Raw genomic sequence first — 23728 nt, 5'->3', positions numbered from 1 at the left:
TTATGACTCCTTCGAGAGCGAGACGAGCACGTCATCGCCGTCGATCTTGACTGTGTAGACGTTCACGGATTTGGTGGCGGGCGGTCCGGTGGGCTTGCCCGAGCGGACATCGAAGCACGAGCCGTGCAGCCAGCACTCCAGAGTGCCGTCGTAGACCTCGCCCTCACTGAGCTTCACCTCGGCGTGAGAGCAGACGTCGTGCAGCGCGTAGACCTCGGCGCCCTTGCGGACCAGCGCGACGGGGGTCTCCCCCACCTCGACGCCGATCACCCCGCCGTCGGGGATGTCATCGATCTTGCATACCTTCTCGAGACTCATCGCGCCAGCTCCGCCTCCACCGCGCTCAACACGCGCTCGCGGAGCTCGTCGATCTGGATCTTCTCGATGAGCTGGCCGAGGAAGCCCCTGATGACCAGGCGCCGGGCCTCGTCGAAGGGGATGCCGCGGGCCTGGAGGTAGAAGATGTGCTCGTCGTCGAGACGGCCCGACGTCGAGGCGTGCCCCGCGCCGGCCACCTCGCCGGTGAGGATCTCCAGGTTGGGCACCGAGTCGGCGCGGGCCCCGTCGGTGAGGATCAGGTTGCGGTTGAGCTCGTAGGTGTCGGTGCCCTCGGCGGCGACCCTGATGATCACGTCGCCGATCCAGACGGTGTGGGCGTCCTCGCCCTGCAGCGCGCCGCGGTAGTCGACGTTGCTCTTGCAGTTGGGGTGCGAGTGGTCGACGAGCAGGCGGTGCTCCAGGTGCTGGCCCGCGTCGGCGAAGTAGACGCCCGACAGGTCGGCGTCGCCGCCGGGGCCGGTGTAGGAGACGCTGGGCGACAGTCGTACGAGGTCTCCGCCGAGCGTCACCGTGAAGCCGCGGAACGTCGCGTCCCTGGCCAGCTGGGCGTGGTGGTGGGAGACGTGCACGGCGTCGTCGGCCCAGTCCTGCAGGGTGACGACCTTGAGCGAGGCGCCGTCACCGACCACGAACTCGATGTTGTCGGCGTAGATCGCGCTGCCCTGGTGCTCGATGACGACCAGCGCCTCGGCGAGCGCCTCGACCTTGACCACGATGTGGCCGTAGGAGGCGCCGTCGACGCCGCCGCCCCGCACCTCGACGCGGATCGGCTCGGCGGGCACCGACTCCTTGGGCACGGTGACGACCAGCGCCTTCTCGAAGGCGTTGTACGCCTGCGCGCTGACCCGGTCGGCCGGCACGTAGGCCTGGCCGATCCGCGGGTCCTCGCGGCCCACCCACTCGGCGGTGACGCCGGCCGGCGTGTGGACCTGGACCAGCACCTGGCCGGTCACCTCCGCCTTGCCGTCGTGCAGGCCCCTCAGGCGGGAGAGCGGCGTGAAGCGCCACGCCTCCTCACGCCCGGTCGGGACCTCGAAGTCGTCCAGGTCGTAGGACGCCTTCTCGTGCAGGGTCGACAAGGGCTTCTCGTTCAGGCCCATCAGCCGACGGCTCCTTCCATCTGCAGCTCGATCAGGCGGTTGAGCTCGAGGGCGTACTCCATGGGCAGCTCACGCGCGATCGGCTCCACGAAGCCGCGCACGATCATCGCCATCGCCTCGTCCTCGTCGAGCCCGCGGCTCATGAGGTAGAACAGCTGGTCCTCGCTGACCTTGGAGACCGTGGCCTCGTGGCCCATGCGCACGTCGTCCTCGCGGACGTCGACGTAGGGGTAGGTGTCGGAGCGGCTGATCTGGTCGACCAGGAGCGCGTCGCACTTGACCGTGCTGGCGCTGCCGTGGGCGCCCTCCTCGATCTGCACGAGACCGCGGTAGGAGGTGCGGCCGCCGCCACGGGCCACCGACTTGGAGATGACGCTGGAGCTCGTGTGCGGAGCCAGGTGCACCATCTTGGAGCCGGCGTCCTGGTGCTGGCCCTCGCCGGCGAAGGCGACGCTCAGCGTCTCGCCCTTGGCGTGCTCGCCCATCAGGTAGACGGCGGGGTACTTCATCGTGACCTTGGAGCCGATGTTGCCGTCGATCCACTCCATGGTCGCGCCCTCGTAGGCGACGGCGCGCTTGGTGACCAGGTTGTAGACGTTGTTGGACCAGTTCTGGATGGTCGTGTAGCGGCAGCGGGCGTTCTTCTTCACGATGATCTCGACGACCGCGGAGTGCAGCGAGTCGGACGAGTAGATCGGCGCCGTGCAGCCTTCGACGTAGTGGACGTAGCTGTTCTCGTCGACGATGATCAGGGTCCGCTCGAACTGGCCCATGTTCTCGGTGTTGATCCGGAAGTAGGCCTGCAGCGGGATCTCGACCTCGACGTTCGGCGGCACGTAGATGAACGAGCCACCCGACCACACGGAGGTGTTGAGCGCGGCGAACTTGTTGTCGCCGACCGGGATGACCGAGCCGAAGTACTCCTTGAAGAGCTCCTCGTGCTCCTTCAGGCCCGTGTCGGTGTCGACGAAGATGACGCCCTTCTCCTCGAGGTCCTCACGGATCTTGTGGTAGACGACCTCGGACTCGTACTGGGCGGCGACACCGGCGACGAGGCGCTGCTTCTCGGCCTCGGGGATGCCGAGCTTGTCGTAGGTGTTCTTGATGTCGGCGGGCAGCTCCTCCCAGGAAGCGGCCTGCTTCTCGGTCGAGCGCACGAAGTACTTGATGTTGTCGAAGTCGATGGCCGTGAGGTCGGAGCCCCAGGTCGGCAGCGGCTTCCTATGGAACAAGCGGAGGCCCTTCAGGCGAAGGTCGAGCATCCACTCCGGCTCGTTCTTGAGTTCGGAGATGTTGCGGACGACTTCCTCGGACAGGCCACGCTTGGCCGCCGCCCCGGCGACATCCGAGTCGGACCAGCCGAACTTGTAATTCCCGAGGCCTTCCAGCTCCGGGCGGTCGGTGACAGTCACCTTCCGGTCTCCTTGCTCTTGTCTCTATGTGCGGAATGACCCAGCGATTGTGGGCTCACATGTGTCGTGCAGACCCCGTCGCCATGGGCGATGGTGGCCAGGCGCTGCACCGGCGTGCCGAGCAACTGCGCGAACGCCTCGGTCTCGGCCTCACACAGCTGCGGGAACTCCGCCGCCGCGTGCGCCACCGGGCAGTGATGCTGGCAGAGCTGGTCGCCGCCGGACTTGGCCTTGCTGGCCGAGGCGGCGTAGCCCTCCGCCGACAGCGCCTGCGCCAGCACCTGAACGCGCTGGTCGGCCGGCACCGTCCGCATGACCGGCTCCAGCCGCCTCAGCAGGCCGGAGACCTGCGAGCGGGCGAAGTCGGTCACGGCTTCGTGTCCCATGCGGTCGGCCAGGAACCGCAGCGCGCTCCCGGCCAGGTCGTCGTAGGCGTGCTCGAAGGCACTGCGGCCCGCGTCGGTGATGGCGAACAGCTTGGCCGGCCGCCCTCGCCCGCGCTGGCCACGCGGTCGTACGGCGCGAGGCTCGATCATCCCGTCGGCCAGCAGCGCGTCGAGGTGGCGGCGCACGGCGGCGGGCGTGAGCCCGAGCCGCTCGCCCAACGCGGCGGCCGCGACGGGTCCGTGCTCCAGAATGAGCCGGGCGACGCGCGCGCGGGTGCCGCGCTCGCTGCCAGGCTCCATGGGCACGTAGCTCATCGGTCGCTCACCACTCCTCGTCCGCTCGGTGGGAGGCTCTGCGGCCCCGCACTTCGCGTACCGCGGTCGGACTCGCTCCCGTTTTTCACAACATCAGTGTGCCGTAATTCCTTCCCCGTTCACAAACAGATCCACGTAACTCAGTCAATGCAATTTCTCACTCAGGTAAGGCTTACCTAACAGAATGGCGGCCGAGCACGGCGAACAACAGGACGGACAGCGCGAACAGGCCGAGCATGACCGTGGCCATCGGCACCGCCGAGCCCGATCCGGCGAGGCCGACCAGCGGGGCGGCGAACGCGCCCAGCGCGAACTGCAGGACGCCGAGCAACGCCGAGGCACTACCCGCGACCTGGGGCGGCTGGCCGGCCAGAGCCAGCGCGCCGGTGCCCGGCAACACCAGCCCCTGACCGCACATGATCACGAAAAGGCCGGCCACGACGCCCGGCAGCCCGATGCCGGTGACGGCGGCGATCAGCAGCAGGGCGCCGCCCACCACGGAGACGAGCAGGCCGGCCAGAACCAGGCGCTCCGGCGCGAACCGGCCGGCGAGCCGCCCGCCGACCTGGGCCATGAGGGTCAGGCCGAGCGCGTTCAGCCCGAAGATGAGGGAGAACTGCTGCGGTGTGGTGCCGTACACCTCCTGCAGGACGAACGGCGAGCCGGAGATGTAGGCGAACATCGCGGCGAACGCCAGACCCGCGGTGAGCGCGTTGCCCATGAACGACCGGTGGTGCAGCAGAGCCCAGAAGGTGCGCGCGGTGTGCCGCAGGCCGCCGCCCTCCCGGCTGTCGGCGGGCAGGGTCTCGCGCACACCGGGGATCACGGCCAGCAGCAGGGCCAGCCCCATCAGGCTGAGCGCGACGAACACCCCGCGCCACGAGGTGAAGGCCAGCAGCTGGGCGCCCGCGATCGGGGCGAGGATGGGGGCCAGCCCGCTGATGAGCATGAGCGTGGCGAAGATGCGGGCGATGGCGGCGCCCTCGTACAGGTCGCGGACCACGGCCCGGACGATCACCAGGGCGGCGCCGCCGAGAATGCCCTGGAGCAGCCGGAAGGCGATCAGCATCGGCACCGACGGCGCGAACGCGCACAGCAGGGAGGCGATCGCGAAGCCGGCCACGCCGACGATCAGCGGCATCCTGCGCCCGCGCACGTCGCTCACCGGTCCGGCGATCACCTGGCCGACCGAGACGCCGATGAGGCAGGCGGTCAGGGTGAGCTGCACCTGCGCGGGCACGGTGAGCATCTCGGCGGTGATGGCGGGCAACGCCGGCAGGTACATGTCGATCGAGAGCGGCCCGATGGCCGAAAGGGCGCCCAGGATGAACAGCAGCAGACCGCGGCGGCCTCTTCTTTCCTGGACGGCGACCGTCGCGGCTCCTGCCACGGACATGCGTGAACCCCTCTCCCTCGTGGGTTGTGGCCCACGAGGGCCGAGGGGTCAAACCGAATTTCGGTCCTCCTGATTCCCGGTTATCTGACTTTTCATTCGATTTCATGAAGTTGGATGACGGACAGCGCCGCGCCCTGCGGATCGACGAGCACGCCGAAGCGGCCCGGAGGGGCGTCCATGGAGTCGATGAGCACGTGCGCGCCGAGGCGGCGCGCGGTGGCGACGGTCGTGTCCAGCTCGGCGACCGCGAAGTAGACCATCCAGTGGGACGGCGTCTCGGGCGGGTAGCCCGGCGCCATCTCCATCATCCCGGCGATGCCCTTGCCGCCCACCTGCCACTCGACGTAGTCGACGCCGTCGAGCTCCTGGAGCTGCGGTGTCCAGTCGAAGACCGCCCGGTAGAACCGCTCGGCGGCGGCGACGTCGCGGGTGACGAGCTGGTTCCAGCAGAACGAGACGGGCTCGTCGACCAGCTCGGCGCCGTGGTGGCCGTCCGCCTGCCAGACCGACACGAACGCTCCGTCGGGGCCCTGGAAGACGGCCGTCGAGCCCGCGTCGGAGATCCGCGCCGGGTCCATCAGGACGGTGCCGCCCGAGTTCTTGACCCGGTCGGCCGTGGCGGCGGCGTCCTCGGTCGCGACGTAGGTGTCCCAGGCCGGGGTGCCGCCCTCGACGACGACGGGCCCCACGCCGGCGACCTTCCTGCCCCGGTAGGCGAACCGGCCGTAGCGGGGGTCGTCGGTCATCTCCGCTCGCCAGCCGAAGACCTCCCCGTAGAAGCGGACGGACGCCTCGACGTCGGTGCTCGACAGACCCACCCAGCACGGAACGCCTGGTTCGTATCCGCTGCGCTGTGACATGGGAACCTCCTGTGACGCGGACCTCGTCATCAGACTTTCACCCCATTCCACGACATGCCGGGAAAAGCTCCGTCAATACCTGTCCATAACCGGCCACGGCAGGGCGCGAGCCGGACCGCGCCGGACAGTCCCTAAACTCGACCCATGGATTCCCCAGCCGTCGAGCTCATCGACCTGGTCAAGCGCTACGGCGGCGCTACGGCGGTCGACGGCCTGTCCATGCGCGCCGCGGCTGGCGCGGTCACCGCCGTGCTCGGCCCCAACGGGGCGGGCAAGACGTCCACGATCGAGATCTGCGAGGGCTTCCGCAGGGCCGACTCGGGCACCGTCCGCGTGCTGGGCGAGCCGCCCGCGACGCCGGCGCTGCGACCGCGGGTGGGGGTCATGCTCCAGGCGGGCGGCGTGCCGCCGGCCATGCGCTGCGCCGAGTGGCTGCGCCTGGTCTCCCGCTTCCACGCCCATCCGCTCGATCCGCCGGCCCTGCTGGCCCGGCTCGGCCTGGCCGAGCACGCCCGCACGCCCTTCCGCCGGCTGTCCGGCGGCCAGCAGCAGCGGCTCTCCCTGGCCGCCGCGGTCATCGGCAGGCCCGAGCTGGTCTTCCTCGACGAGCCGACGGCCGGGCTCGACCCGCAGGCCAGGCACGCCTGCTGGGACCTGGTGGGCGAGCTGCGCGCCGCCGGCGTCTCGGTCGTCCTCACCACGCACCACATGGACGAGGCCGAGCGCCTGGCCGACCAGGTGGTGATCATCGACAGGGGGCGGGTGGTGGCCGAGGGCAGCCCCGCCTCGCTCACCGGGGCCGAGCGCCAGCTGCGCTTCCGCGCCCGGCCCGGCCTGGCGCTGGAGGAGCTGCTCAACGCGCTGCCGGTGGGCAGCGTCGCCAAGGAGTCGCCCGCCGGCCACTACATCATCGAGGGCCAGGTCGATCCCGGGCTGCTGGCCACGGTGACCGCATGGTGCGCGGCCGAGGGCGTCACGGCCGACGACCTGCGGATCGAGCGCCGTACCCTCGAAGACGTCTTCCTCGAACTGACCGGCAGGGAGCTGCGTTGACCACGCTCGACCTCACACCCGCGCCGGGCGCGGCGCCGCTGCCGCGCATGGTGCTGGCCCAGGCGGGCGCCGAGGTGCGCGCGACGCTGCGCAACGGCGAGCAGCTCCTGCTGACGATGATCATCCCGGTGCTGCTGCTCGTCGGCTTCTCGCTGGCGCCCCTGATCGACATCGGCGGAGGCAGCCGGGTCGGCTTCCTGACGCCCGGGGTGCTCGCGCTGGCGATCATGTCGACGGCGTTCACCGGTCAGGCGATCGCGACGGGCTTCGAGCGGCGCTACGGCGTGCTCAAGCGGCTGGGCGCCACCCCGTTGTCCCGGCAGGGGCTCATGCTGGCCAAGACGCTGGCCGTGCTCGCCGTGGAGCTGGTCCAGGTCGTGGTGATCGTGACCGTGGCGCTCGCCCTCGGCTGGCGGCCACAGGGCTCGTTCGCGGCCGCGGCGCTGCTGGTCGTGCTGGGCACCGCGGCGTTCAGCGGGCTCGGGCTGCTCATGGCGGGCACGCTGCGGGCCGAGGCGACGCTGGCCGCGGCCAACCTCGTCTACCTGGTGCTGCTGGGCGTGGGCGGGGTGGTGTTCCCGCTGTCGAAGTTCCCGGCGGGCATGCGGTCGGTGCTGGAGCTGCTGCCGATCTCGGCGCTGACCAGCGGGCTGCGCACGGTGCTCGGCGCGGGCGCCCTGCCGCTCGGGGCGGTCGCGGTGCTGGCCGCGTGGGCGGTCGTGTCACTGGGTCTGGCCTCCCACTTCTTCCGCTGGGAGTGAGCCCTCCTCGGCCGGGAGCGCGCCGTAACGGTGCCTGCCGATGACGGCCACCACCGTCAGCGGCAGCGCCACGGCCGCCGCCACGCCGAACAGCAGCGCGTACCTTCCGTCGCCGGCCACCGGGCCGCCGGCCCAGGAGGAGACCGCACTGCCGACGAACAGCGCCGCCGCGAAGAAGGCCACGGAGGTGCCCCTGGCCCACGGCGCCACGGACGTCACCCAGGTCTGCAACGACGAGTGCTTGACTTCCTCCCCACCCCTGAAGGCGGGGACTCCAACCCTCGCAGGTTGGACCTTCCTGCTTCACAGGCGACAGCCGTCCCGGTCAAGGCGAGGGGCAGAGAACTGCCCGACGGTCTTACGTGGTCTCCACAGGCATCACATCCCGCCAGCCCGGCGGTAGACCCGGCGGCTTGCTTCTCACCACCAGACAGGCACACCATAATTGGCTCGCACGGGAGTGCGCTGCCATTTCTCAAACAGCGGCGGTGGTGCCGCCGTGCTGGAGGGCGGGGGCGAGGAACGGCATGACGCCGAGCAGCACGGCGCCCTCCACGAAGGCCAGCACGAAGACCAGCAGGGCCCAGCGATGCCTGAGCACCGCGCCGACGGGCGTGCCGAGCCGGCCGTTCGCGCCGCCGGGCGGCTCGGGCACGCGGCGCAGCCAGATCGCGCAGCCCAGCGCCAGGGCCGCCGGCACGGTGAAGACCACGCGCCAGTCGACCAGGTCGGCCAGCACGCCGCCGAACCCGGTGGCCGCGGCGGTGCCGAGGGCGGTGGCGCCCATGAGGTCGGTCAGGGCGCGCTGGCGGATCGAGGGCTGGACGGCGTCGCCGACGTAGGTGAGCGAGGTGGGGATCACCGCGCCGAAGCAGGCGCCGGCGACGATCCGGGCGGCGACGAGCGCCCCGAGCGCCGGCATCAGGGCCGAGACGGCTCCGGCGGCCGCGGCCCCGAGCAGGGCGGCGCGCATCACCGGCACCCGCCCGAAACGGTCGGACAGCACGCCCCACAGCGGTTGCGACAGGCCGTAGGCGAGGAAGTAGCCGCTGGCCGCCACCACGGCCGCGGCCAGCGGCACGTGCAGGTCGAGCGCGATCAGGACCAGCATCGGGCTCACGGCGAACCGGTCGAAGCTGCTGACGAAGGACGCCACGGACAGGGCGAGCGGGGGCCGGGAGAGCGTGATGGGCGGGGCGAGTGCCGTCATGCCTCCATGGCCGGGGGACCTCGGCAGCTGATCCAGTAGCACCACCCTGAATACAGATATGTCGGTCGCGCTGACTACCCTCTAACGGATACCCGCCCATGAGGAGTCCCGTGACCACCGCCTTCGCCCTCGACGATCCCCTGGATCGCGGCCTGCCCCGGCCCGGAAGCCTGCTGCGTACGGCGGCCGACTCGATCCCGCCGTCCGGGCTGGTGCTGCTGGCGATCTTCTCCGTGCAGCTGGGCGCGGGGTTCGCCAAGGAGCTGTTCGCGGCGCTGCCGCCGAGCGCGGTGGTGTTCGTGCGCATCGCGGCGGGCGCGCTGATCATGGCCGTGGTGGCCCGCCCGAAACTGAAGGGCATGTCCTGGCGCGACTGGGCGGTGGGGCTGACCTTCGGCGCGACGCTCGCGCTGATGAACCTGTCGTTCTACGAGGCGCTGGCCAGGTTGCCGCTGGGCGTCGCGGTGGCCATCGAGTTCCTCGGGCCGCTCGGCGTCGCCGTGGCGGCGTCGCGGCGACGGCTGGACCTGGTCTGGATCGGGCTCGCGGGCCTGGGCGTGGCGCTGCTCGCGCCGTGGGGCGAGTCGGAGACGACGAGCTGGGTGGGCATCGGCTTCGCCCTGGTGGCCGGCGCCTGCTGGGCGGCCTACATCCTGCTGTCGGCCGCGGCGGGCCAGCGCTTCCCCGGCACTTCGGGGCTGTCGATCGCGATGATCATCTCGGCGCTGCTGATCGCGCCCGTGGGCGTCACGACGGGCGGCGCGAGCCTGCTCCAGCCGGAGCTGCTGCTGATCGGCGTGGGCGTGGGACTGCTGTCGTCGGTGATCCCGTACTCGCTGGAGCTGCAGGCGCTGCGGCGGATGCCCAAGCACGTCTTCGGCATCCTGATGAGCATGGAACCCGCGGCGGCCGCGCTGATCGGCGTGCTGGTGCTGAGCGAGATGCTGCACGTCCAGCAGTGGGCGGCCATCGTCTGCATCGTGGCCGCCAGCCTCGGCTCCACGCGGACGCCGCGCATGCCCCGGCCGAGCCGGTCGGCTCCGTCAGGTTGACGGCGAGCCCGCCCAGATGCCGCGTACGTGATGGATGTGCTCGGCCATGAGCCGGCCCACGGCCCCCTGGTCGCCGCGGGCCAGGGCGTCGAGCAGGGCCAGGTGCTCGCGCGCCGAGTCGGGCAGCCCGCCGCGCGCGACCAGCTGTGACAGGCCGTAGAGCCGGGCCCGGTTGCGCAGGTCCCTGACCACGGCCACCAGGTGGTCGTTGCCCGACAGGGCCAGCAGCTCCACGTGGAAGCGCAGGTCGGCGTCGACGTAGCCGAGCAGGTCGGCTCGCTCGGCGGCGGCCACGATCTCCTCGGCGAGCGGCCGGAGCCGTTCGAAGTCGGCCGCCCGCGAGGCGTCGGCCAGGCGGGTCACGGTCGGCACCTCGATCAGCCGCCGGATCTCGGTCAGCTCGTCGAGATCCCGGTCGGACAGCTCGGTCACCCGGAAGCCCTTGTTGCGGACGGCCTCGACCAGGCCCTCCTTGGCCAGGTCGAGCATCGCCTCGCGGACCGGCGTGGCGGAGACGCCGAACTGCTGGGCCAGCATCGGCGCGGAGTAGACCACGCCGGGCCGCATCTCGCCGGTGATCAGCGCGGCGCGGAGCGCGTGCGCCACCTGCTCGCGCAGGCTCTGCCGCTCCCCCACCATCGGCAGGTCGAGCCGGTCAGCCATCCGCTCATCCCTTCCCTGCGTTCCACGCTTCGTAGGCGGCGGCCGCGACCACCAGGTCCTCCCAGGCCATGCCCGTGCCCTTGAACACACGAGGCCCGGGACCGGTGCGAACCCGGCCGGCGATCAGATCGGCGAGGTTTCCGGCAAGATGACCAGTGGTGATCGTACCGTGGCGGATCGGGACGACCACATCGCCTGCTTCGGCCAACGCGGCCGACCTGGCCTCGACGACCACGGTGGCCCGGGCGATCAGGTCACCGTCGAGCTCTCGGGCGTCAGGCTCGTGCGAGCCGATCGCGACGACGGTGGCGCCGTCGCGGGGCAGCTTACCGGGGAACAACGGTTCCCTGGCGGTCGTGCAGCAGGCGATGAGGTCGGCCCGCGACAGCGCCTCCGCGAGCTCCTCCCGCGCGGCGCGGTCGCCGTCCCACGCCCCGCCGCGCAGGGCCCGCGTGGTCAGCCCGCGGGCGCGGCAGCGGGCCGCGAAGTCCTCCAGGCGGCCGGGGTCGCGGCCGACGACGGTCACGCGCTCGACCGGCCGCACCGCGCCGAGCGCGACGACGTGCCCCCACGCCTGCGGGCCGGTGCCGAACACCACCAGCTCGCGGGCGTCCGGGCCGGCCAGATGCCGGACGGCGAGCGCGGAGACGGCCGGGGTGCGCGACGAGGTGAGCGCGCCGCCGTCCAGGGTGGCCAGCGGGGCCAGGGTGTCGCCGTCGAACAGCAGGTAGGTGCCCTGGATCCGGGGCAGGCCGCGCCCCGGGTTGCCGGGCGCGACGGTGACGGCCTTGATCCCGGCGTACCGGCCCGCCGCGGCGGGCATCAGCAGGAGCTGCCCGGCGGGCAGCTCGACCACCGGCCGCCGCGGCGTCGCCTCGGGGTCGAGGCCGGCCCGCAGGGCGTCCTCCAGGATCTGTACGGCACGCGCCACGGGCACCAGGCGCTCGATGGCGGCGGCGTCGAGATGGTCCATGGCCGGCATCATCGCAGGGTGAATCCGGTGCCGACGGGGTCGGCGGGATCGAGCTCGAAGACGTGCCTGCCGGTGCGGTAGGCCATGCCCTCGATCTCGGGGACGACGCCGTCGCCGGTCACCCGGGTGACCCGGGCGCGAAAGACGCTGCCGACGATGCTCTCGTGCACGAGCGGCTCGCGCACGCCCTGGTCGTGCAGCAGCGCGAGCCGGGCGGCGGTGCCGGAGCCGCACGGCGAGCGGTCCACCTCGCCGTCGGCGAAGACGGTGACGTTGCGCTGGCGGACGTGGCCGTCGCCGCCGGGCAGCTCGTCGTAGAAGATCACGCCGTAGACGCCGGACAGCCGGTCGTCGCCCGGGTGCCGGGTGGCCGGATGCCCGGCGAGATCCGTCTTGATCCGGCGGCCGTGGGCGATCAGCTCGGTCAGGTACTCCGGCTCGACCGCCAGGCCGAGCGCCCCGGCCGGCACGGAGGCGTAGATCGCCCCGCCGTACGACAGGTCGGCCTCGACTCCGGCGGCGGGGACGGCGCGGGCGATCACGTACGACGGGACGCTGACGAACGTGACGGACCGGACGCGGCCGCCGGAGCAGCGCACCCGGGCGGTGACGCGGCCCGACGGCACGTCCACGACCACGTCGGTGTCGCCGTCGGGATCGGCCTCGACCAGGCCCTCCTGGACGGCGTGCACGCCGAGCGCGATCGTGCCGTGGCCGCAGGCGGTGGAGTAGCCGTCCTTGTGCCAGAACAGCGCGCCCAGGTGGGCGCCGTCGTCGTCGGGCGGGACCACGAAGCAGCCGTACATGTCGGCGTGGCCCCGCGGCTCGTGGCAGAGCAGCCGCCGCACCCGGTCGATCTCCGGGGCGCTCGCGGCGGCGCGGCGATCGAGCACCGTGGCGCCGGGGATGGCGGGCACGCCCGCGGTGACGATCCGGAACGGCTCGCCGCCGGTGTGGTAGTCGACGGTGGTGACGGTCACAGCTCGAACCCTTCGGGGAACGGGTCGCGCGGGTCGAGGAAGTACTGGGCGGTGCCGGTCAGCCAGGCGCGGCCGGTGATCGACGGCACCACGGCGGGCGCGCCGCCGACCGTGGTCTCCTCCAGCAGCCGGCCGACGAAGTGGGTGCCGATGAACGACTCGTTGACGAAGTCGCGGCCCAGCGGGAGCTCGCCGCGGGCGTGCAGCTGGGCCATCCGGGCGCTGGTGCCGGTGCCGCAGGGTGAGCGGTCGAACCAGCCGGGGTGGATCGCCATCGCGTGGCGCGAGCGGTGGGCGTCGGAGCCGGGAGCCGCGAAGTAGACGTGGTGGCAGCCCCGGATGCGGTCGTCCTCGCGGTGGACCGGCTCGTCGGCCGCGTTGATCGCCTTCATCGTGGCCAGCCCGGCGGCCAGGATCTCGTTCTTGGCCGCGCGGTCGAACGGCAGGTCGTAGGAATCGAGGCCGACGATCGCGTAGAAGTTGCCGCCGTAGGCCAGGTCGTAGCGGATCTCGCCGTACCCCGGCACGGTCACCGAGGCGTCGAGCCGGTCGCTGTAGGAGGGCACGTTGCGCAGCGTCACGGCGGTGGCCATGCCGTCCTGAACGGCCACGTCGACCACGACGAGCCCGGCGGGCACCTCCAGTCGCACGGTGGTGACGGGCTCGACGACCTCCACCATGCCGGTCTCGACCAGGACGGTGGCGACGCCGATGGTGCCGTGGCCGCACATCGGCAGCAGCCCGGACACCTCGATGAACAGCACGCCCCAGTCGGCGTCGGGCCGGGTGGGCGGCTGCAGGATGGCGCCGCTCATGGCGGCGTGGCCGCGCGGCTCGTTCATCAGCAGCCTGCGGAGGTGGTCGAGGTGGTCACGGAAGTGGACGCGCCGTTCGGCCATGCTGGCGCCGGGGATCACGCCGACGCCGCCGACGACGACCCGGGTGGGCATGCCCTCGGTGTGCGAGTCGACGGCGTGGAAGACCCGCCCGGTCCTCATCGCAGCCCCTCCCCCAGGACCTTCTCCGTGGCGGCGCGGACGGCCGCGGCCTGCTCGTCCGTCAGCGGGGCGCGGGGCTGCCTGCAGGGGCCGCCGTGCCGTCCCGCCAGGTCCATGGACAGCTTGATGGCCTGGACGAACTCGGTCTTGGAGTCCCAGCGCAGCAGCGGGTGCAGCGTGCGGTAGAGGGGCAGCGCGGTGTCCAGGTCGCCGGCCAGCGCGGCCCGGTAGAGCGCCACGCTGGAGGCGGGCAGCGCGTTGGGGTAGCCGGCGATCCAGCCGACGGCTCCGGCCAGCGCCAGTTCGAGCAGCACGTCGTCGGACCCGATCAGCAGGTCGAGCCGGGGAGCCAGCTCGGCCAGCTCGTAGGCCCGGCGCGGGTCGCCGGTGAACTCCTTCACCGCCACGATCAGGCCCTCCTCGGACAGCCGGGCGAGCAGGGCGGGCGTCAGGTCCACCTTGGTGTCGTAGGGGTTGTTGTACGCCACGATGGGCACCCCTGCCCTGGCCACCTCGCGGTAGTGCTCCATCACGGCCCGTTCGTCCGCCCGGTAGGCGTTGGGCGGCAGCAGCAGCACCGATCCGCAGCCCGCCTCGCCCGCCTGCTCGGCCCAGCGCCGCGACTCGGCCGCGCCGTACGCGCCGACGCCCGGCATCACCTGGGCCCCGCCGACGGCCTCGACGGCGGTCAGCACCACCCTGGCCCGTTCCTCGGCGGTGAGCGTCTGGTACTCGCCCAGCGAGCCGTTGGGCACCACGCCGTCGCAGCCGCCCGCGGTCAGCCAGCGGCAGTGCTCGGCGTAGCCGTCGAAGTCGACGGACAGGTCGTCGCGGAGCGGGAGGGCGGTGGCGACCATGACGCCCTGCCACGGCTTGACGCGTTCGATCACGGCAGATCCTTCCAGGAGAGGGGGTGGGGTGGCTCGGCCAGGGTGCCGAGGCTGACGGGCTGGACGACGGGGCGGCGCGGCGGGCCGGGCGGCTCACCGGCCAGGCGGGCGACGGCGTAGCCGCAGACGCGGCCCTGGCACCAGCCCATCCCGGGCCTGGCCAGCAGCTTGACCGAGCGGGCGTCGGTGGCGCCGAGCCGCAGCGCCTCGCGGATCCGGCCGAGTGGCACCTCCTCGCACCGGCACACCAGGGTGTCGTCGCGCAGCCATCCCCGCCAGCCCGGCCGGACCGGGTACGCCTCCTGCAGCGCCCGGCCGAACGCCCGCAGCCGCCCGCGCCGGCGGATCAGCGCCTCCGTCACCCGTCCGGCGGCCGGGGCGTCCGGGGCGGCATGAGCGGCGATGGCCAGGCCCGCGATGCGTCCTTCGAGCTCGGCGAGCCGCCACCCGCCGACGCCGGTGGGCTCACCGGCCGCCCAGACGCCCTCCACCGAGGTGCGCTGCGCGCCGTCCACGGCCAGGACAGGGCTGCCGTCCACGTCGGCGCGCGTGTCGCAGCCGAGCTGGACGCCGAGGTCGATCTGGGGCACGAAGCCGTACCCCACGGCCAGCGTGTCGCAGGCGATCCGGCGGGTGGCCAGCACGTTCCAGTCGCGGTCGAGCCGGGCCACCGTGACGGCCTCCAGCTCGCGCTCGCCGTGCGCGGCGACCACGGCCCGGCGGGTCCGGTACGGCACGCGGTGCCGGGCCAGGGCCAGCGCGTACCCCGCGGCCTCCCCGGCCCTGGCCAGCGCGGGCAGCGGGTGGCGGGCCAGGCCGAGGCCGCCGCCGGCCTCGAACACGCCGAGCACCCGCGCTCCGGCCCCGGCCAGGCCGGCGCCGACGGGCAGCAGGAACGGGCCGGTCCCGGCCACGACGATCCGCCGGCCGGCCACCACGCCGTCGCCCTTGAGCAGCGCCTGGGCGCCACCCGCCGTGAGCACCCCGGGCAGGTCCCAGCCGGGGAACGGCAGCGCCCGGTCGTGGGCGCCGGTGGCGATGAGCAGGCCGCGGCACCGGACGGTGACGGCACCGCCGCCGGGGGCCAGGCAGTGCACGACCAGGTCATCGTCACGGCTCACGGCCCACACCTGGTGCCTGAGCAGCACCCGGGCCTGCCGGTCGAGGGCGCGCGCCTGGCGTACGAAACGGTCGAACCCCGCTGTGCCGGGCCGTACGGCGACGGCGGGATGGCGGAAGTACTGGCCGCCGAGCCGCGCGCCGGAGTCGAGGAGCACGACGCGCAGCCCCCGCCGGGCCGCCGTGAGGGCGCCCGCCACCCCGGCCGGCCCGCCGCCGACCACCACGACGTCGCAGGTCACCGGATCCGAGCCGGGCTGACCGGACATGGACCGCGCCGGAGACCCCGAGTTCGGGCCTGGGGAGGAGGTCAAGACGTGGTCACCTCGTCTCCGGGCCGGGCGTCCAGCAGGCAGGCGCGTTCCGGCGGGCGGCCGTTCACGCTGACCAGGCAGTCGAAGCAGATCCCGATCCCGCAGAAGAGCCCGCGCGGCCGGCCGCCGAGGCGGGTGGTGCGCCACGAGCGGACGCCCGCCGCGTGCAGGGCCGCGCCGATCGTCTGGCCGCGCGTCACGGGCACGGGCCGGCCGTCGACGGTGATCTGGAAGGCGTCGCTCACGCCGGCTCCTCGAAGCGGTCGGGGCGAAGGGCGGGTTCGAATCGGTCGGGGCGGAAGGGGCGCAGGTCCAGCTCGGGGCGCCGGCCGGTGAGAACCTGGGCGAGCAGGTGACCGCTCGCCGGCGCGAGCCCGATGCCCGCGCCCTCGTGGCCGCACGCGTGATAGAGCCCGGGAGCGCGTGGATCCGGGCCGATCACCGGCAGATGGTCGGGGCAGTACGGCCGGAACCCGCAGTAGGACCTGATGACCCGCACGTCGCGCAGCGCCGGGAACAGGGCGACGGCCTGCGCGGCCAGCCGGGACAGCACCGGCACCGACGTCGTGCGGTCGAAGCCGACCCGTTCCCTGCTGGCCCCGATGAGCACGGTCCCGGCAGGGGTGCCCTCGACGACGGCCGAGGTCTCCAGGCCGGCCGCGTCGCTGGCCACGTTCGTCACGTAGGCGGCGGTGTAGACCTTGTGCCGGACCAGCGGCCGGTGCAGCGGCTCGGTGACCAGGATGAACCCGCGCCGGGGCAGGATGGGCAGCTCGACGCCGGCCAGCGCGGCGATCTCGCCGCCCCAGGTGCCGGCCGCGTTGATCACCGCGTCGCCGGTCAGGTCGCCCCGGTCGGTGCGCACGCCGGTCACCCGCTCGCCGGAGCGGGTGAATCCGGTCACGGTGACGTCGGTGCGCAGCCGGATGGAGCCGTGGCCGAGCAGCCGGGCGGCCGCCAGCATGGGCTGCACCTGGGCGTCCTGCGGGTAGTGGACACCGCCGGCCAGCCCACCGGCCAGATGCGGCTCGTAGCCGCGCAGGTCCTCGCCCGCCACCACGGTGTGCTCGACACCGCTGGCCGCGGTCAGCGCGGCCAGCGCGGCCAGCCGCCGCTGGATCTCCGGGGTCTCGGCGACGACCAGGCCGCCCTTGGGCTCGTACTCGAAGCCGCCGGGCCCGGCGTCCTCGGCGAGCGCGCGCCACAGGCGGCGGGACAGCACGGCGAGGTCCAGTTCGGGACCGGGTTCCTTGTCGGAGACCAGGACGTTGCCCTCGCCCGCGCCGGTCGTGCCGCCGGCGACGGGACCGCGGTCGATCACGGTCACGTCGAGTCCGGCGCGCGCCGCGTAGTGGGCGCACGCCGCGCCCACCACTCCGGCACCGATGACGATCAGGTCCGGCATCACACCTCCGCCAGTAACATGTCACATACTTTTACGTTTGAGAAGATGCCGGAGCAGCCCGCCGGGCGAGCCCGTTCCCGGTGGCGGGACCGGCCGGGCAGGCCCATACCATCGATGTCGTGAAGCTACCCACCGACCGTCCCCACCCGCTCGCCCGGTTCCTGCTCTCGTTCTGGGCGCCCACCGCCCGGTCGATGGCAGGCTGGGCGATCGCGGCCGTGGTGGTCAACGCGGGCATCACGGTGACGGGCGCCGCCGTCCGGGTCACCGGCTCCGGGCTCGGCTGCCCGACCTGGCCGAAGTGCACACCCGACAGCTTCGTGCCCGTCCCGCACCCGGAGGTCTCGCCGATCAACATGGCGGTCGAGTTCGGCAACCGGCTGCTCACCTTCCTCGTGCTCGCGGTGGGCTTCGCCTGCGTGGTCGCCGCCTGGCGGCTGGTCCCGCGCCGCCGTTCCGTGCTCCTGCTCGCCCTGCTGCAGCCGGTGGGCATCGTCGCCCAGGCGCTCTGGGGCGGCCTGGTGGTGCGCACCATGCTCAACCCGTTCACGGTCGGCATGCACTTCCTGCTCTCGACCGGGCTGATCGCGGCGTCCTGGATGCTCTACCGGCGCGCGTCCGAGGGCGACGGACCGGCGCGCGACCTGGTCCACCGCGACCTCCGCCGCCTCGGCCACGTCCTGGTCGCGGCGGTGTTCGCGCTGATCGTCGCCGGGGTGGTGGTGACCGGCACCGGCCCGCACTCGGGTGACGTGCTGGCCTCGCGGTTCGACCTCGACATCGAGGACATGGCGCGGCTGCACGCCGACCTCGTCTACCTGGTGGTCGGGCTGACCTTCGCGCTGCTGCTCGCGCTGCGCGTGTCCGACGCGCCACGGCCCGCCCGCCGTGCGGCGCTGGCCCTGCTCGTGATCGAGCTGGCCCAGGGCGTGATCGGCTACACCCAGTACTTCCTGGCCGTGCCCGCGTTCCTGGTGGGGCTGCACGTGCTCGGCTCGACCCTGGTCTGGATCGCCACGTTGCGCACCGTCACCTCGCTGCGCGCCCGGGGCGCTCCGCCGGCCGAGGCCCGCCCCTCCCCCGCCGAAATGGCCGCCACAGCCTGAGCCGCTATGCCACGCTATGGGGAGATACGTCGGCCACTCCCCCACCGAGGCGAGGTCCCGTTTGCGGTTGTTCGTCCGCCCCTCTCGCACCGCTCTCCGACGCTCCTACCAGGGCCTGGTGCTGCTCAGCGTGCTCGCCCTGGCACCGATGACCTGGGCCTGGCTCGCCAGCTCGGGCCACCGCGTGGTCGCCGGCACCGACGGCTGGCTGGCCCGGGTGCCCGGCTCGCAGGCCGCCCTGGTGCTCGGCGCCGGCCTGTACGGCGGGCGGCCCTCGCCCATGCTGGCCGACAGGCTCGACGTCGCCGCCGAGCTCTACCACACGGGCAAGGTCAGGGCACTGCTGCTGTCGGGCGACAACAGCCGCGCCGACTACGACGAGCCGACGGCCATGCGCGACCACCTGCGGGCCAAGGGAGTGCCCGACGCGGTGATGGTACTCGACTACGCCGGGTTCGACACCTGGGACTCGTGCGTGCGGGCCCGTGAGGTCTTCGGAGCCGAGCGGGTGACCGTGGTGACCCAGCGGTTCCACCTGCCCAGGGCGGTGACGCTGTGCCGTACGGCGGGGCTCGACGCCTTCGGCGTGGGCGACGACTCGAGCAGGCGGTGGGCCGCCACCACCTACCAGTACGCCGCCCGCGAGCTCGCCGCGACGGCCAAGGGCTTCGCCGACGCGCTCCTGCTGCGCTCCGACCCGGTCTTCCCGGGCCCGCGTGAGACGTCGCTCACCACGATCCTGGCCCGCAGCCCGCACCCGGGGACACCCGGGCCGTAGTGCCGGGCGGTCCGGGCCGCGCCGAGGGTCGTGCCCTCAGCTCGGCGCGCCCGGGGCGTAGCCCGGCGGCGGCATGCCACGGGCCGCGGCCCGCAGGTGGGCCGGCGGGACCGGGAAGTCGGCCCGCGCGACGCTCATGCATTCGAGCAGGGCGCGCTGCTCCTCGTGGAAGGTGTGCTCGTCGACCATCCGGCGGGCGGCCCGCTCGTGCAGCAGGCCCAGCTCGGTCGCGGCCAGCTGGTAGTCCTTCATCGCCCGCAGCCCCCGCTTGCCGCCGTGGGCCTTGGCCCACTGCCTGGCCTGGCGGCGCCGCTCCAGACCCGACAGCATGTGGATGTCGGCCCTGTTGACCAGCTTGGTCGGCTCGTACGGCGGCAGGTAGCGCTGGATGAGCGCGACGATCCGCCGCCGGTCGCGGAAGACCACCATGATCAGCACGATGAGCACGACCATCAGCGCCAGATAGGCGATCACGAGACCGGGGAAGCCGCCGTAGGAGACCAGGCCGTTCCACAGGCCGTGCAGCACCATCGCCCCCACCCAGCCGGCCATGACGTAGAACACCCGCTCGGGCCCGTGACGCTGGGCGGCGTAGGCGACGGCCACGCCGATCATCGAGGTGAACAACGGGTGCGCGAACGGCGACAGCAGGCCGCGCAGCACCACGGTGACGGCCAGCCCCATCGCGCCCGTCTCGGAGTTGAGGGCGGCGACGTAGTAGCTGACGTTCTCGCTCATGGCGAAGCCGAGGCCGACCATGCTGGCGTAGATGACGCCGTCGGTGGGCCCGTCGAGCTCGGCCCGGCGGTACTTGAGCAGCCCGAGCAGCACCAGGCCCTTCATCGTCTCCTCGACCACGGGCGCGCCGAAGGTGGCCGCGATGTTGCGCGCGCTCGGCTCCGACAGCTTGGCCGTGTCGATGATGTAGTGCAGGTTGAGCGAGTTGATGACGCCCGCGACGAGCACCGCGATGCCCGCCCCCCAGGCGAAGGCGAAGACCAGGTCGCCGCGCGGCTCCGGCTCCATGCGGTCGAGCGCCAGCACGGCGGCCAGCAGCAGCGGCACCGGCGCCAGGGCGAGACCCAGCGCGATGAAGAACTGCACCGGCGCGCCGTTGAGCACGTCGAAGGAGAACGAGACGAGAGCGCAGATGCCGGTCGCGACCAGCCCGATGATCAACGTGAACGACGGGCGGTCCTTCAACACCCAGCGTGGATCACGGGACGCCATACGGTGACTGTAACGGATCAAAAAGGCGCTGTCCCATCGAGCCGGCGAGGCCCGCGGGCCCGCGCGGGAGCGGAGTCAGGCCAGCAGCGGGTCGATCGCCACGGCCAGGAAGAGCAGGGCCAGATAGGCGTTGGACCAGTGGAAGAAGCGCATCGGACGCAGCGCGACCCCGGTCAGGCCGGAGTTGAGGCGGCCCAGCAGGCGGTGCACCTCCCACAGGCACAGCGCGCCCAGCACCGCGGCCACGCTCGGGTAGAGCAGCGTGGTGCCCGCCACCGGCCAGAGCGCGAGCGAGCAGATCACGGTGGCCCAGGTGTAGGCGATCGACTCCAGGATGACCCGGCGCTCGGTGGCGACCACCGGCAGCATCGGCACCTCGGCCGCCGCGTAGTCGTCCTTGTAGCGCATCGCCAGGGTCCAGGTGTGCGGCGGGGTCCAGAAGAACACCACGCCGAACAGCACCAGCGGCGCCCAGTCGAGCCGCTCGGTGATGCCCGCCCAGCCGATCAGCACCGGCATGCAGCCCGCGATGCCGCCCCACACGACGTTCTGGACGGTGCGCCGCTTGAGGACCAGCGAGTAGACCAGCACGTAGAACAGGATCGCGCCGAGCGACAGCGTCGCGGCCAGCCAGTTGGTGCTCACCCACAGGCCCACCGTGGAGACCACGCCCAGCACGAGCCCGAAGACGAGCGCGGCGCGGGGCGAGACCTGGTGCCGGGCCAGCGGCCTGCGGCGGGTGCGGCGCATCTTCTGGTCGATGTCGCGGTCGATGTAGCAGTTGAGCGCGTTGGCGCTGCCCGCGGACAGGGTGCCGAACACCATGACCCCGATCGACGTCCAGAGCGGGGGCAGGCCGCCCGCCGCGAGGAACATCACCGGCAGGGTCGTGATGAGGAGCAGCTCGATGACCCGCGGCTTCATGAGGGCGATGTAGGCCGTGACGATCGTGCCGATCGTCCGCGGCTCCTCGGCCGCGGTGGCGGGGGCCGTCGTCTGCCTGTTGGTCAGCACCGTCAAGGCGCTTCCAGCACGTGCGGAGTCAACGCGTAACCTCTGATTAGAGCGGATCCGTGGATGGGCGTCGTGACGCCCCTGCGACAACCAAACTGTAGTCGCAGGGACGGCCGGTCCGGCCAATGGGGGGCTTTCGCCGTTCGCGGACCCGCATGAGTGGAGGGGAATCGATCGCGAGCTCCACTCGGTTAGGGTCCGGTGTGGGCGGGATATGCCAACCGGCACCACCAATGACAACTAGATTCCGGAGATCGAGCACTTGAGCACCGAACTCGTGCCAGCCCTCGAATGGACCGACCTCGACAAGAAGGCGGTCGACGTCGTTCGAGCCCTGGCGATGGACGCAGTGGAGAAGGCGGGCTCGGGTCACCCCGGCACCGCCATGAGCCTGGCCCCCGCCGCATATCTGTTGTTCCAGCGTACGATGCGCCACGACCCGACGGATCCCACGTGGATCGGGCGTGACCGCTTCGTGCTGTCGTGCGGGCACACCAGCCTGACGCTGTACATCCAGTTGTTCCTGTCGGGCTACGGCCTCGACCTGGACGACCTCAAGCGGCTGCGCCAGTGGGACAGCGTGACGCCCGGTCACCCCGAGCACGGGCACACGGCGGGCGTGGAGACCACCACGGGGCCGCTCGGCCAGGGCCTCGGCAACGCGGTCGGCATGGCGATGGCGGCCCGGCGCGAGCGCGGGCTGTTCGATCCCGACACCGCTCCCGGCGCCTCGCCGTTCGACCACCACATCTGGTGCTTCGTCAGCGACGGCGACATCGAGGAGGGCGTCAGCCACGAGGTCAGCGCCCTCGCCGGCCACCAGAAGCTGGGCAACCTGACCGTCCTCTACGACGACAACCACATCTCCATCGAGGACGACACGCTGATCGCCAAGTCCGAGGACGTGGTCAAGCGGTACGAGGCCTACGGCTGGCAGACGCTCGAGGTCGACTGGACCCGGACCGGCGAGTACGTCGAGGACGTGGCGGCCCTGTACGCCGCCCTCGAGGAGTCGCGCGCCGAGACCGACCGGCCGACCTTCATCCGGCTGCGCACGATCATCGGCTGGCCCGCGCCCAACAAGCAGAACACCGGCAAGATCCACGGCAGCGCCCTCGGCGCCGACGAGGTCGCCGCCACCAAGACCATCCTCGGCATGGACCCGGCGCAGAGCTTCGAGGTCCCCGGCGACGTGCTCGACCACAGCCGGGACGTGGCGCGGCGCGGTCACGAGGCCCACGTCGAGTGGGAGAAGTCCTACACCGCCTGGCGCCAGGCCAACCCGGAGCGCGCGGCCGAGCTCGACCGCATCTCGCGTCACGAGCTGCCCGGCGGCTGGGCCTCGGCGCTGCCGTCGTTCGAGCCGGGCGCCTCCATGGCCACCCGCAAGGCCTCCGGCGAGGTGCTCAGCGCGCTGGCCCCGGTGCTGCCCGAGCTGTGGGGCGGCTCGGCCGACCTGGCCGAGTCCAACAACACCACGATGAAGGGCGAGCCGTCCTTCATCCCGGAGGAGTACCAAACCAAGGAGTTCCCCGGCAACCGCTTCGGCCGCACCCTGCACTTCGGCATCCGTGAGCACGGCATGGGGGCCATCCTCAACGGCATCGCCCTGCACGGGGGCACCCGCCCCTACGGCGGCACGTTCCTGGTCTTCTCCGACTACATGCGCCCGTCCGTGCGCCTGGCGGCGCTGATGAAGCTGCCGGTCATCTACGTGTGGACGCACGACTCGATCGGCCTCGGCGAGGACGGCCCGACCCACCAGCCGATCGAGCACCTGTGGGCGCTGCGCGCGATCCCCGGCCTCGACGTGGTGCGCCCCGGTGACGCCAACGAGACGGCCCACGCCTGGAAGGCGGTGCTGGAGCACAGCGACAGGCCCGCGGCGCTGGCCCTGACCAGGCAGAACCTTCCGGTCTTCGAGGGCACCAGCGCCGACGGCGTGGCCCGCGGCGGCTACATCCTGCACGAGGCGTCCGACGCCCGGCCGCAGGTGATCCTGATCGCCACCGGCAGCGAGGTGGAGGTGGCCGTCAACGCCCGCGAGCTGCTGGAGGCGCAGGGCGTCCCGACACGGGTCGTGTCGATGCCGTGTGTCGAGTGGTTCCACGGGCAGGACATCGCGTACAGGCAGACCGTCCTGCCGTCGGAGGTCAAGGCGCGGGTCGCGGTCGAGGCCGGGGTGGCCCTTGGCTGGCGGGAGTTCGTCGGCGAGTGCGGCGAAGTGGTGGGCCTCGAACACTTCGGCGCCTCCGCGCCGTACAGGACGCTGTACGAACAGTTCGGCCTGACGGCCGAGCGCGTGGCGGCGGCGGCCAGGTCGAGCCTGGCCAAGCTTGGTCACGACAAGGGCGAGACGACGGGAAACTGAACA

Annotated in this window: 24 protein-coding genes; 6 read left to right on the top strand and 18 right to left on the bottom strand. The window is 72.4% G+C overall.

The genetic code is table 11. The annotated features are described in order from the left end of the window. The 6 genes from IEY82_RS26255 to IEY82_RS26230 all read right to left on the bottom strand — a co-directional run bounded on the left by IEY82_RS26255 (position 1) and on the right by IEY82_RS26230 (position 5808). Positions 1-318 (bottom strand): non-heme iron oxygenase ferredoxin subunit, encoded by a 318-nt coding sequence (locus IEY82_RS26255; protein ID WP_189126882.1) that lies wholly within the window; start codon positions 316-318, stop codon positions 1-3. Next, the gene (gene sufD, locus IEY82_RS26250; protein WP_189126881.1) at positions 315-1439 is read right to left on the bottom strand and encodes a Fe-S cluster assembly protein SufD; all 1125 of its coding nucleotides are present in this window, start codon (positions 1437-1439) and stop codon (positions 315-317) included. The genes IEY82_RS26255 and sufD overlap by 4 nt, the downstream gene beginning before the upstream one ends. Beyond that, on the bottom strand, positions 1439-2851 hold the full coding sequence (gene sufB, locus IEY82_RS26245; RefSeq protein ID WP_189126880.1) for a Fe-S cluster assembly protein SufB: 1413 nt from the start codon (positions 2849-2851) through the stop codon (positions 1439-1441). The genes sufD and sufB overlap by 1 nt, the downstream gene beginning before the upstream one ends. Further along, the gene (locus IEY82_RS26240; protein WP_189126879.1) at positions 2848-3552 is read right to left on the bottom strand and encodes a helix-turn-helix transcriptional regulator; all 705 of its coding nucleotides are present in this window, start codon (positions 3550-3552) and stop codon (positions 2848-2850) included. The genes sufB and IEY82_RS26240 overlap by 4 nt, the downstream gene beginning before the upstream one ends. A gap of 172 nt (positions 3553-3724) precedes the next feature. Continuing rightward, positions 3725-4948: a multidrug effflux MFS transporter gene (locus IEY82_RS26235; RefSeq protein ID WP_189126878.1), complete on the bottom strand. Its 1224-nt coding sequence runs from the start codon at positions 4946-4948 to the stop codon at positions 3725-3727. Positions 4949-5040: 92 nt separating this feature from the next. Continuing rightward, positions 5041-5808: a VOC family protein gene (locus tag IEY82_RS26230; protein WP_189126877.1), complete on the bottom strand. Its 768-nt coding sequence runs from the start codon at positions 5806-5808 to the stop codon at positions 5041-5043. A 144-nt stretch (positions 5809-5952) separates the two neighbouring features. Between IEY82_RS26230 and IEY82_RS26225 the strand changes: the two genes are divergently transcribed. Further along, the gene (locus tag IEY82_RS26225) at positions 5953-6861 is read left to right on the top strand and encodes an ABC transporter ATP-binding protein (RefSeq protein WP_189126876.1); all 909 of its coding nucleotides are present in this window, start codon (positions 5953-5955) and stop codon (positions 6859-6861) included. 47 nt (positions 6862-6908) lie between these two features. After that, positions 6909-7622, top strand: a complete 714-nt coding sequence (locus IEY82_RS26220; RefSeq protein WP_225263781.1) for an ABC transporter permease — start codon at positions 6909-6911, stop codon at positions 7620-7622. On the opposite strand, the gene IEY82_RS26215 is transcribed toward IEY82_RS26220, so the two are convergent. Together IEY82_RS26215 and IEY82_RS26210 are read right to left on the bottom strand one after the other, a co-directional pair. Then, the gene (locus tag IEY82_RS26215) at positions 7584-7853 is read right to left on the bottom strand and encodes a hypothetical protein (RefSeq protein ID WP_189126874.1); all 270 of its coding nucleotides are present in this window, start codon (positions 7851-7853) and stop codon (positions 7584-7586) included. The two genes, IEY82_RS26220 and IEY82_RS26215, sit on opposite strands and share 39 nt — an antisense overlap. A gap of 244 nt (positions 7854-8097) precedes the next feature. Beyond that, entirely contained in the window at positions 8098-8832 is a 735-nt protein-coding gene (locus IEY82_RS26210) for an MFS transporter (RefSeq protein ID WP_189126873.1), read from the bottom strand. Between the two features lie 110 nt (positions 8833-8942). Between IEY82_RS26210 and IEY82_RS26205 the strand changes: the two genes are divergently transcribed. After that, complete coding sequence (locus tag IEY82_RS26205; protein WP_225263766.1) at positions 8943-9884, top strand: EamA family transporter; 942 nt, start codon at positions 8943-8945, stop codon at positions 9882-9884. Here the strand turns inward: IEY82_RS26205 and IEY82_RS26200 are convergent. The 8 genes from IEY82_RS26200 to IEY82_RS26165 are packed head-to-tail and all read right to left on the bottom strand — an operon-like array spanning position 9876 to position 17226. After that, positions 9876-10547, bottom strand: a complete 672-nt coding sequence (locus IEY82_RS26200; RefSeq protein ID WP_189126871.1) for a GntR family transcriptional regulator — start codon at positions 10545-10547, stop codon at positions 9876-9878. The two genes, IEY82_RS26205 and IEY82_RS26200, sit on opposite strands and share 9 nt — an antisense overlap. A gap of 4 nt (positions 10548-10551) precedes the next feature. After that, on the bottom strand, positions 10552-11520 hold the full coding sequence (locus IEY82_RS26195; protein WP_225263764.1) for an ornithine cyclodeaminase family protein: 969 nt from the start codon (positions 11518-11520) through the stop codon (positions 10552-10554). Positions 11521-11528: 8 nt separating this feature from the next. Next, complete coding sequence (locus IEY82_RS26190) at positions 11529-12500, bottom strand: proline racemase family protein (protein WP_189126870.1); 972 nt, start codon at positions 12498-12500, stop codon at positions 11529-11531. Further along, positions 12497-13498, bottom strand: coding sequence for a proline racemase family protein (locus IEY82_RS26185; RefSeq protein WP_189126869.1), 1002 nt, complete (start codon positions 13496-13498; stop codon positions 12497-12499). Before IEY82_RS26185 ends, IEY82_RS26190 begins: the two co-directional genes overlap by 4 nt. Then, positions 13495-14388 (bottom strand): dihydrodipicolinate synthase family protein, encoded by an 894-nt coding sequence (locus tag IEY82_RS26180; protein ID WP_225263762.1) that lies wholly within the window; start codon positions 14386-14388, stop codon positions 13495-13497. Before IEY82_RS26180 ends, IEY82_RS26185 begins: the two co-directional genes overlap by 4 nt. Continuing rightward, on the bottom strand, positions 14385-15776 hold the full coding sequence (locus IEY82_RS26175) for an FAD-dependent oxidoreductase (protein ID WP_189126868.1): 1392 nt from the start codon (positions 15774-15776) through the stop codon (positions 14385-14387). Before IEY82_RS26175 ends, IEY82_RS26180 begins: the two co-directional genes overlap by 4 nt. A 41-nt stretch (positions 15777-15817) precedes the next feature. Continuing rightward, positions 15818-16066, bottom strand: a complete 249-nt coding sequence (locus IEY82_RS26170) for a (2Fe-2S)-binding protein (protein WP_225263760.1) — start codon at positions 16064-16066, stop codon at positions 15818-15820. Then, positions 16063-17226 carry an NAD(P)/FAD-dependent oxidoreductase gene (locus IEY82_RS26165; RefSeq protein WP_189126867.1) on the bottom strand — a complete coding sequence of 388 codons (1164 nt, stop codon included), beginning with the start codon at positions 17224-17226 and terminating at the stop codon, positions 16063-16065. The genes IEY82_RS26170 and IEY82_RS26165 overlap by 4 nt, the downstream gene beginning before the upstream one ends. 119 nt (positions 17227-17345) lie before the next feature. Here IEY82_RS26165 and IEY82_RS26160 point away from each other — a divergent pair, with 119 nt between their 5' ends. Continuing rightward, positions 17346-18332: a COX15/CtaA family protein gene (locus IEY82_RS26160; RefSeq protein ID WP_225263758.1), complete on the top strand. Its 987-nt coding sequence runs from the start codon at positions 17346-17348 to the stop codon at positions 18330-18332. Positions 18333-18393: 61 nt separating this feature from the next. Further along, positions 18394-19110 carry a SanA/YdcF family protein gene (locus IEY82_RS26155; RefSeq protein WP_225263757.1) on the top strand — a complete coding sequence of 239 codons (717 nt, stop codon included), beginning with the start codon at positions 18394-18396 and terminating at the stop codon, positions 19108-19110. Positions 19111-19146: 36 nt separating this feature from the next. On the opposite strand, the gene IEY82_RS26150 is transcribed toward IEY82_RS26155, so the two are convergent. After that, positions 19147-20340, bottom strand: coding sequence for a PrsW family intramembrane metalloprotease (locus IEY82_RS26150; protein WP_189126865.1), 1194 nt, complete (start codon positions 20338-20340; stop codon positions 19147-19149). A gap of 75 nt (positions 20341-20415) precedes the next feature. Then, positions 20416-21360, bottom strand: coding sequence for a heme o synthase (locus IEY82_RS26145; protein ID WP_189126864.1), 945 nt, complete (start codon positions 21358-21360; stop codon positions 20416-20418). A gap of 334 nt (positions 21361-21694) precedes the next feature. Here IEY82_RS26145 and tkt point away from each other — a divergent pair, with 334 nt between their 5' ends. After that, positions 21695-23725: a transketolase gene (gene tkt / locus IEY82_RS26140; RefSeq protein ID WP_229697690.1), complete on the top strand. Its 2031-nt coding sequence runs from the start codon at positions 21695-21697 to the stop codon at positions 23723-23725. Positions 23726-23728: the final 3 nt, after the last annotated feature.

Source organism: Nonomuraea cavernae (assembly GCF_014646355.1).
Lineage (GTDB): Bacteria > Actinomycetota > Actinomycetes > Streptosporangiales > Streptosporangiaceae > Nonomuraea > Nonomuraea cavernae.
Note: the sequence above shows the minus strand (reverse complement) of the source record. Positions and strands in the feature narration are given on the sequence as shown.

Excerpts from the sequence above, each read along its gene's own strand:
- IEY82_RS26255 (WP_189126882.1), bottom strand. The coding sequence starts at position 318 with ATGAGTCTCGAGAAGGTATGCAAGATCGATGACATCCCCGACGGCGGG.
- sufD (WP_189126881.1), bottom strand. The coding sequence starts at position 1,439 with ATGGGCCTGAACGAGAAGCCCTTGTCGACCCTGCACGAGAAGGCGTCC.
- IEY82_RS26240 (WP_189126879.1), bottom strand. The coding sequence starts at position 3,552 with ATGAGCTACGTGCCCATGGAGCCTGGCAGCGAGCGCGGCACCCGCGCG.
- IEY82_RS26235 (WP_189126878.1), bottom strand. The coding sequence starts at position 4,948 with ATGTCCGTGGCAGGAGCCGCGACGGTCGCCGTCCAGGAAAGAAGAGGC.
- IEY82_RS26230 (WP_189126877.1), bottom strand. The coding sequence starts at position 5,808 with ATGTCACAGCGCAGCGGATACGAACCAGGCGTTCCGTGCTGGGTGGGT.
- IEY82_RS26225 (WP_189126876.1), top strand. The coding sequence starts at position 5,953 with ATGGATTCCCCAGCCGTCGAGCTCATCGACCTGGTCAAGCGCTACGGC.
- IEY82_RS26220 (WP_225263781.1), top strand. The coding sequence starts at position 6,909 with ATGGTGCTGGCCCAGGCGGGCGCCGAGGTGCGCGCGACGCTGCGCAAC.
- IEY82_RS26210 (WP_189126873.1), bottom strand. The coding sequence starts at position 8,832 with ATGACGGCACTCGCCCCGCCCATCACGCTCTCCCGGCCCCCGCTCGCC.
- IEY82_RS26200 (WP_189126871.1), bottom strand. The coding sequence starts at position 10,547 with ATGGCTGACCGGCTCGACCTGCCGATGGTGGGGGAGCGGCAGAGCCTG.
- IEY82_RS26195 (WP_225263764.1), bottom strand. The coding sequence starts at position 11,520 with ATGGACCATCTCGACGCCGCCGCCATCGAGCGCCTGGTGCCCGTGGCG.
- IEY82_RS26185 (WP_189126869.1), bottom strand. The coding sequence starts at position 13,498 with ATGAGGACCGGGCGGGTCTTCCACGCCGTCGACTCGCACACCGAGGGC.
- IEY82_RS26175 (WP_189126868.1), bottom strand. The coding sequence starts at position 15,776 with ATGTCCGGTCAGCCCGGCTCGGATCCGGTGACCTGCGACGTCGTGGTG.
- IEY82_RS26165 (WP_189126867.1), bottom strand. The coding sequence starts at position 17,226 with ATGCCGGACCTGATCGTCATCGGTGCCGGAGTGGTGGGCGCGGCGTGC.
- IEY82_RS26150 (WP_189126865.1), bottom strand. The coding sequence starts at position 20,340 with ATGGCGTCCCGTGATCCACGCTGGGTGTTGAAGGACCGCCCGTCGTTC.
- tkt (WP_229697690.1), top strand. The coding sequence starts at position 21,695 with ATGGACGCAGTGGAGAAGGCGGGCTCGGGTCACCCCGGCACCGCCATG.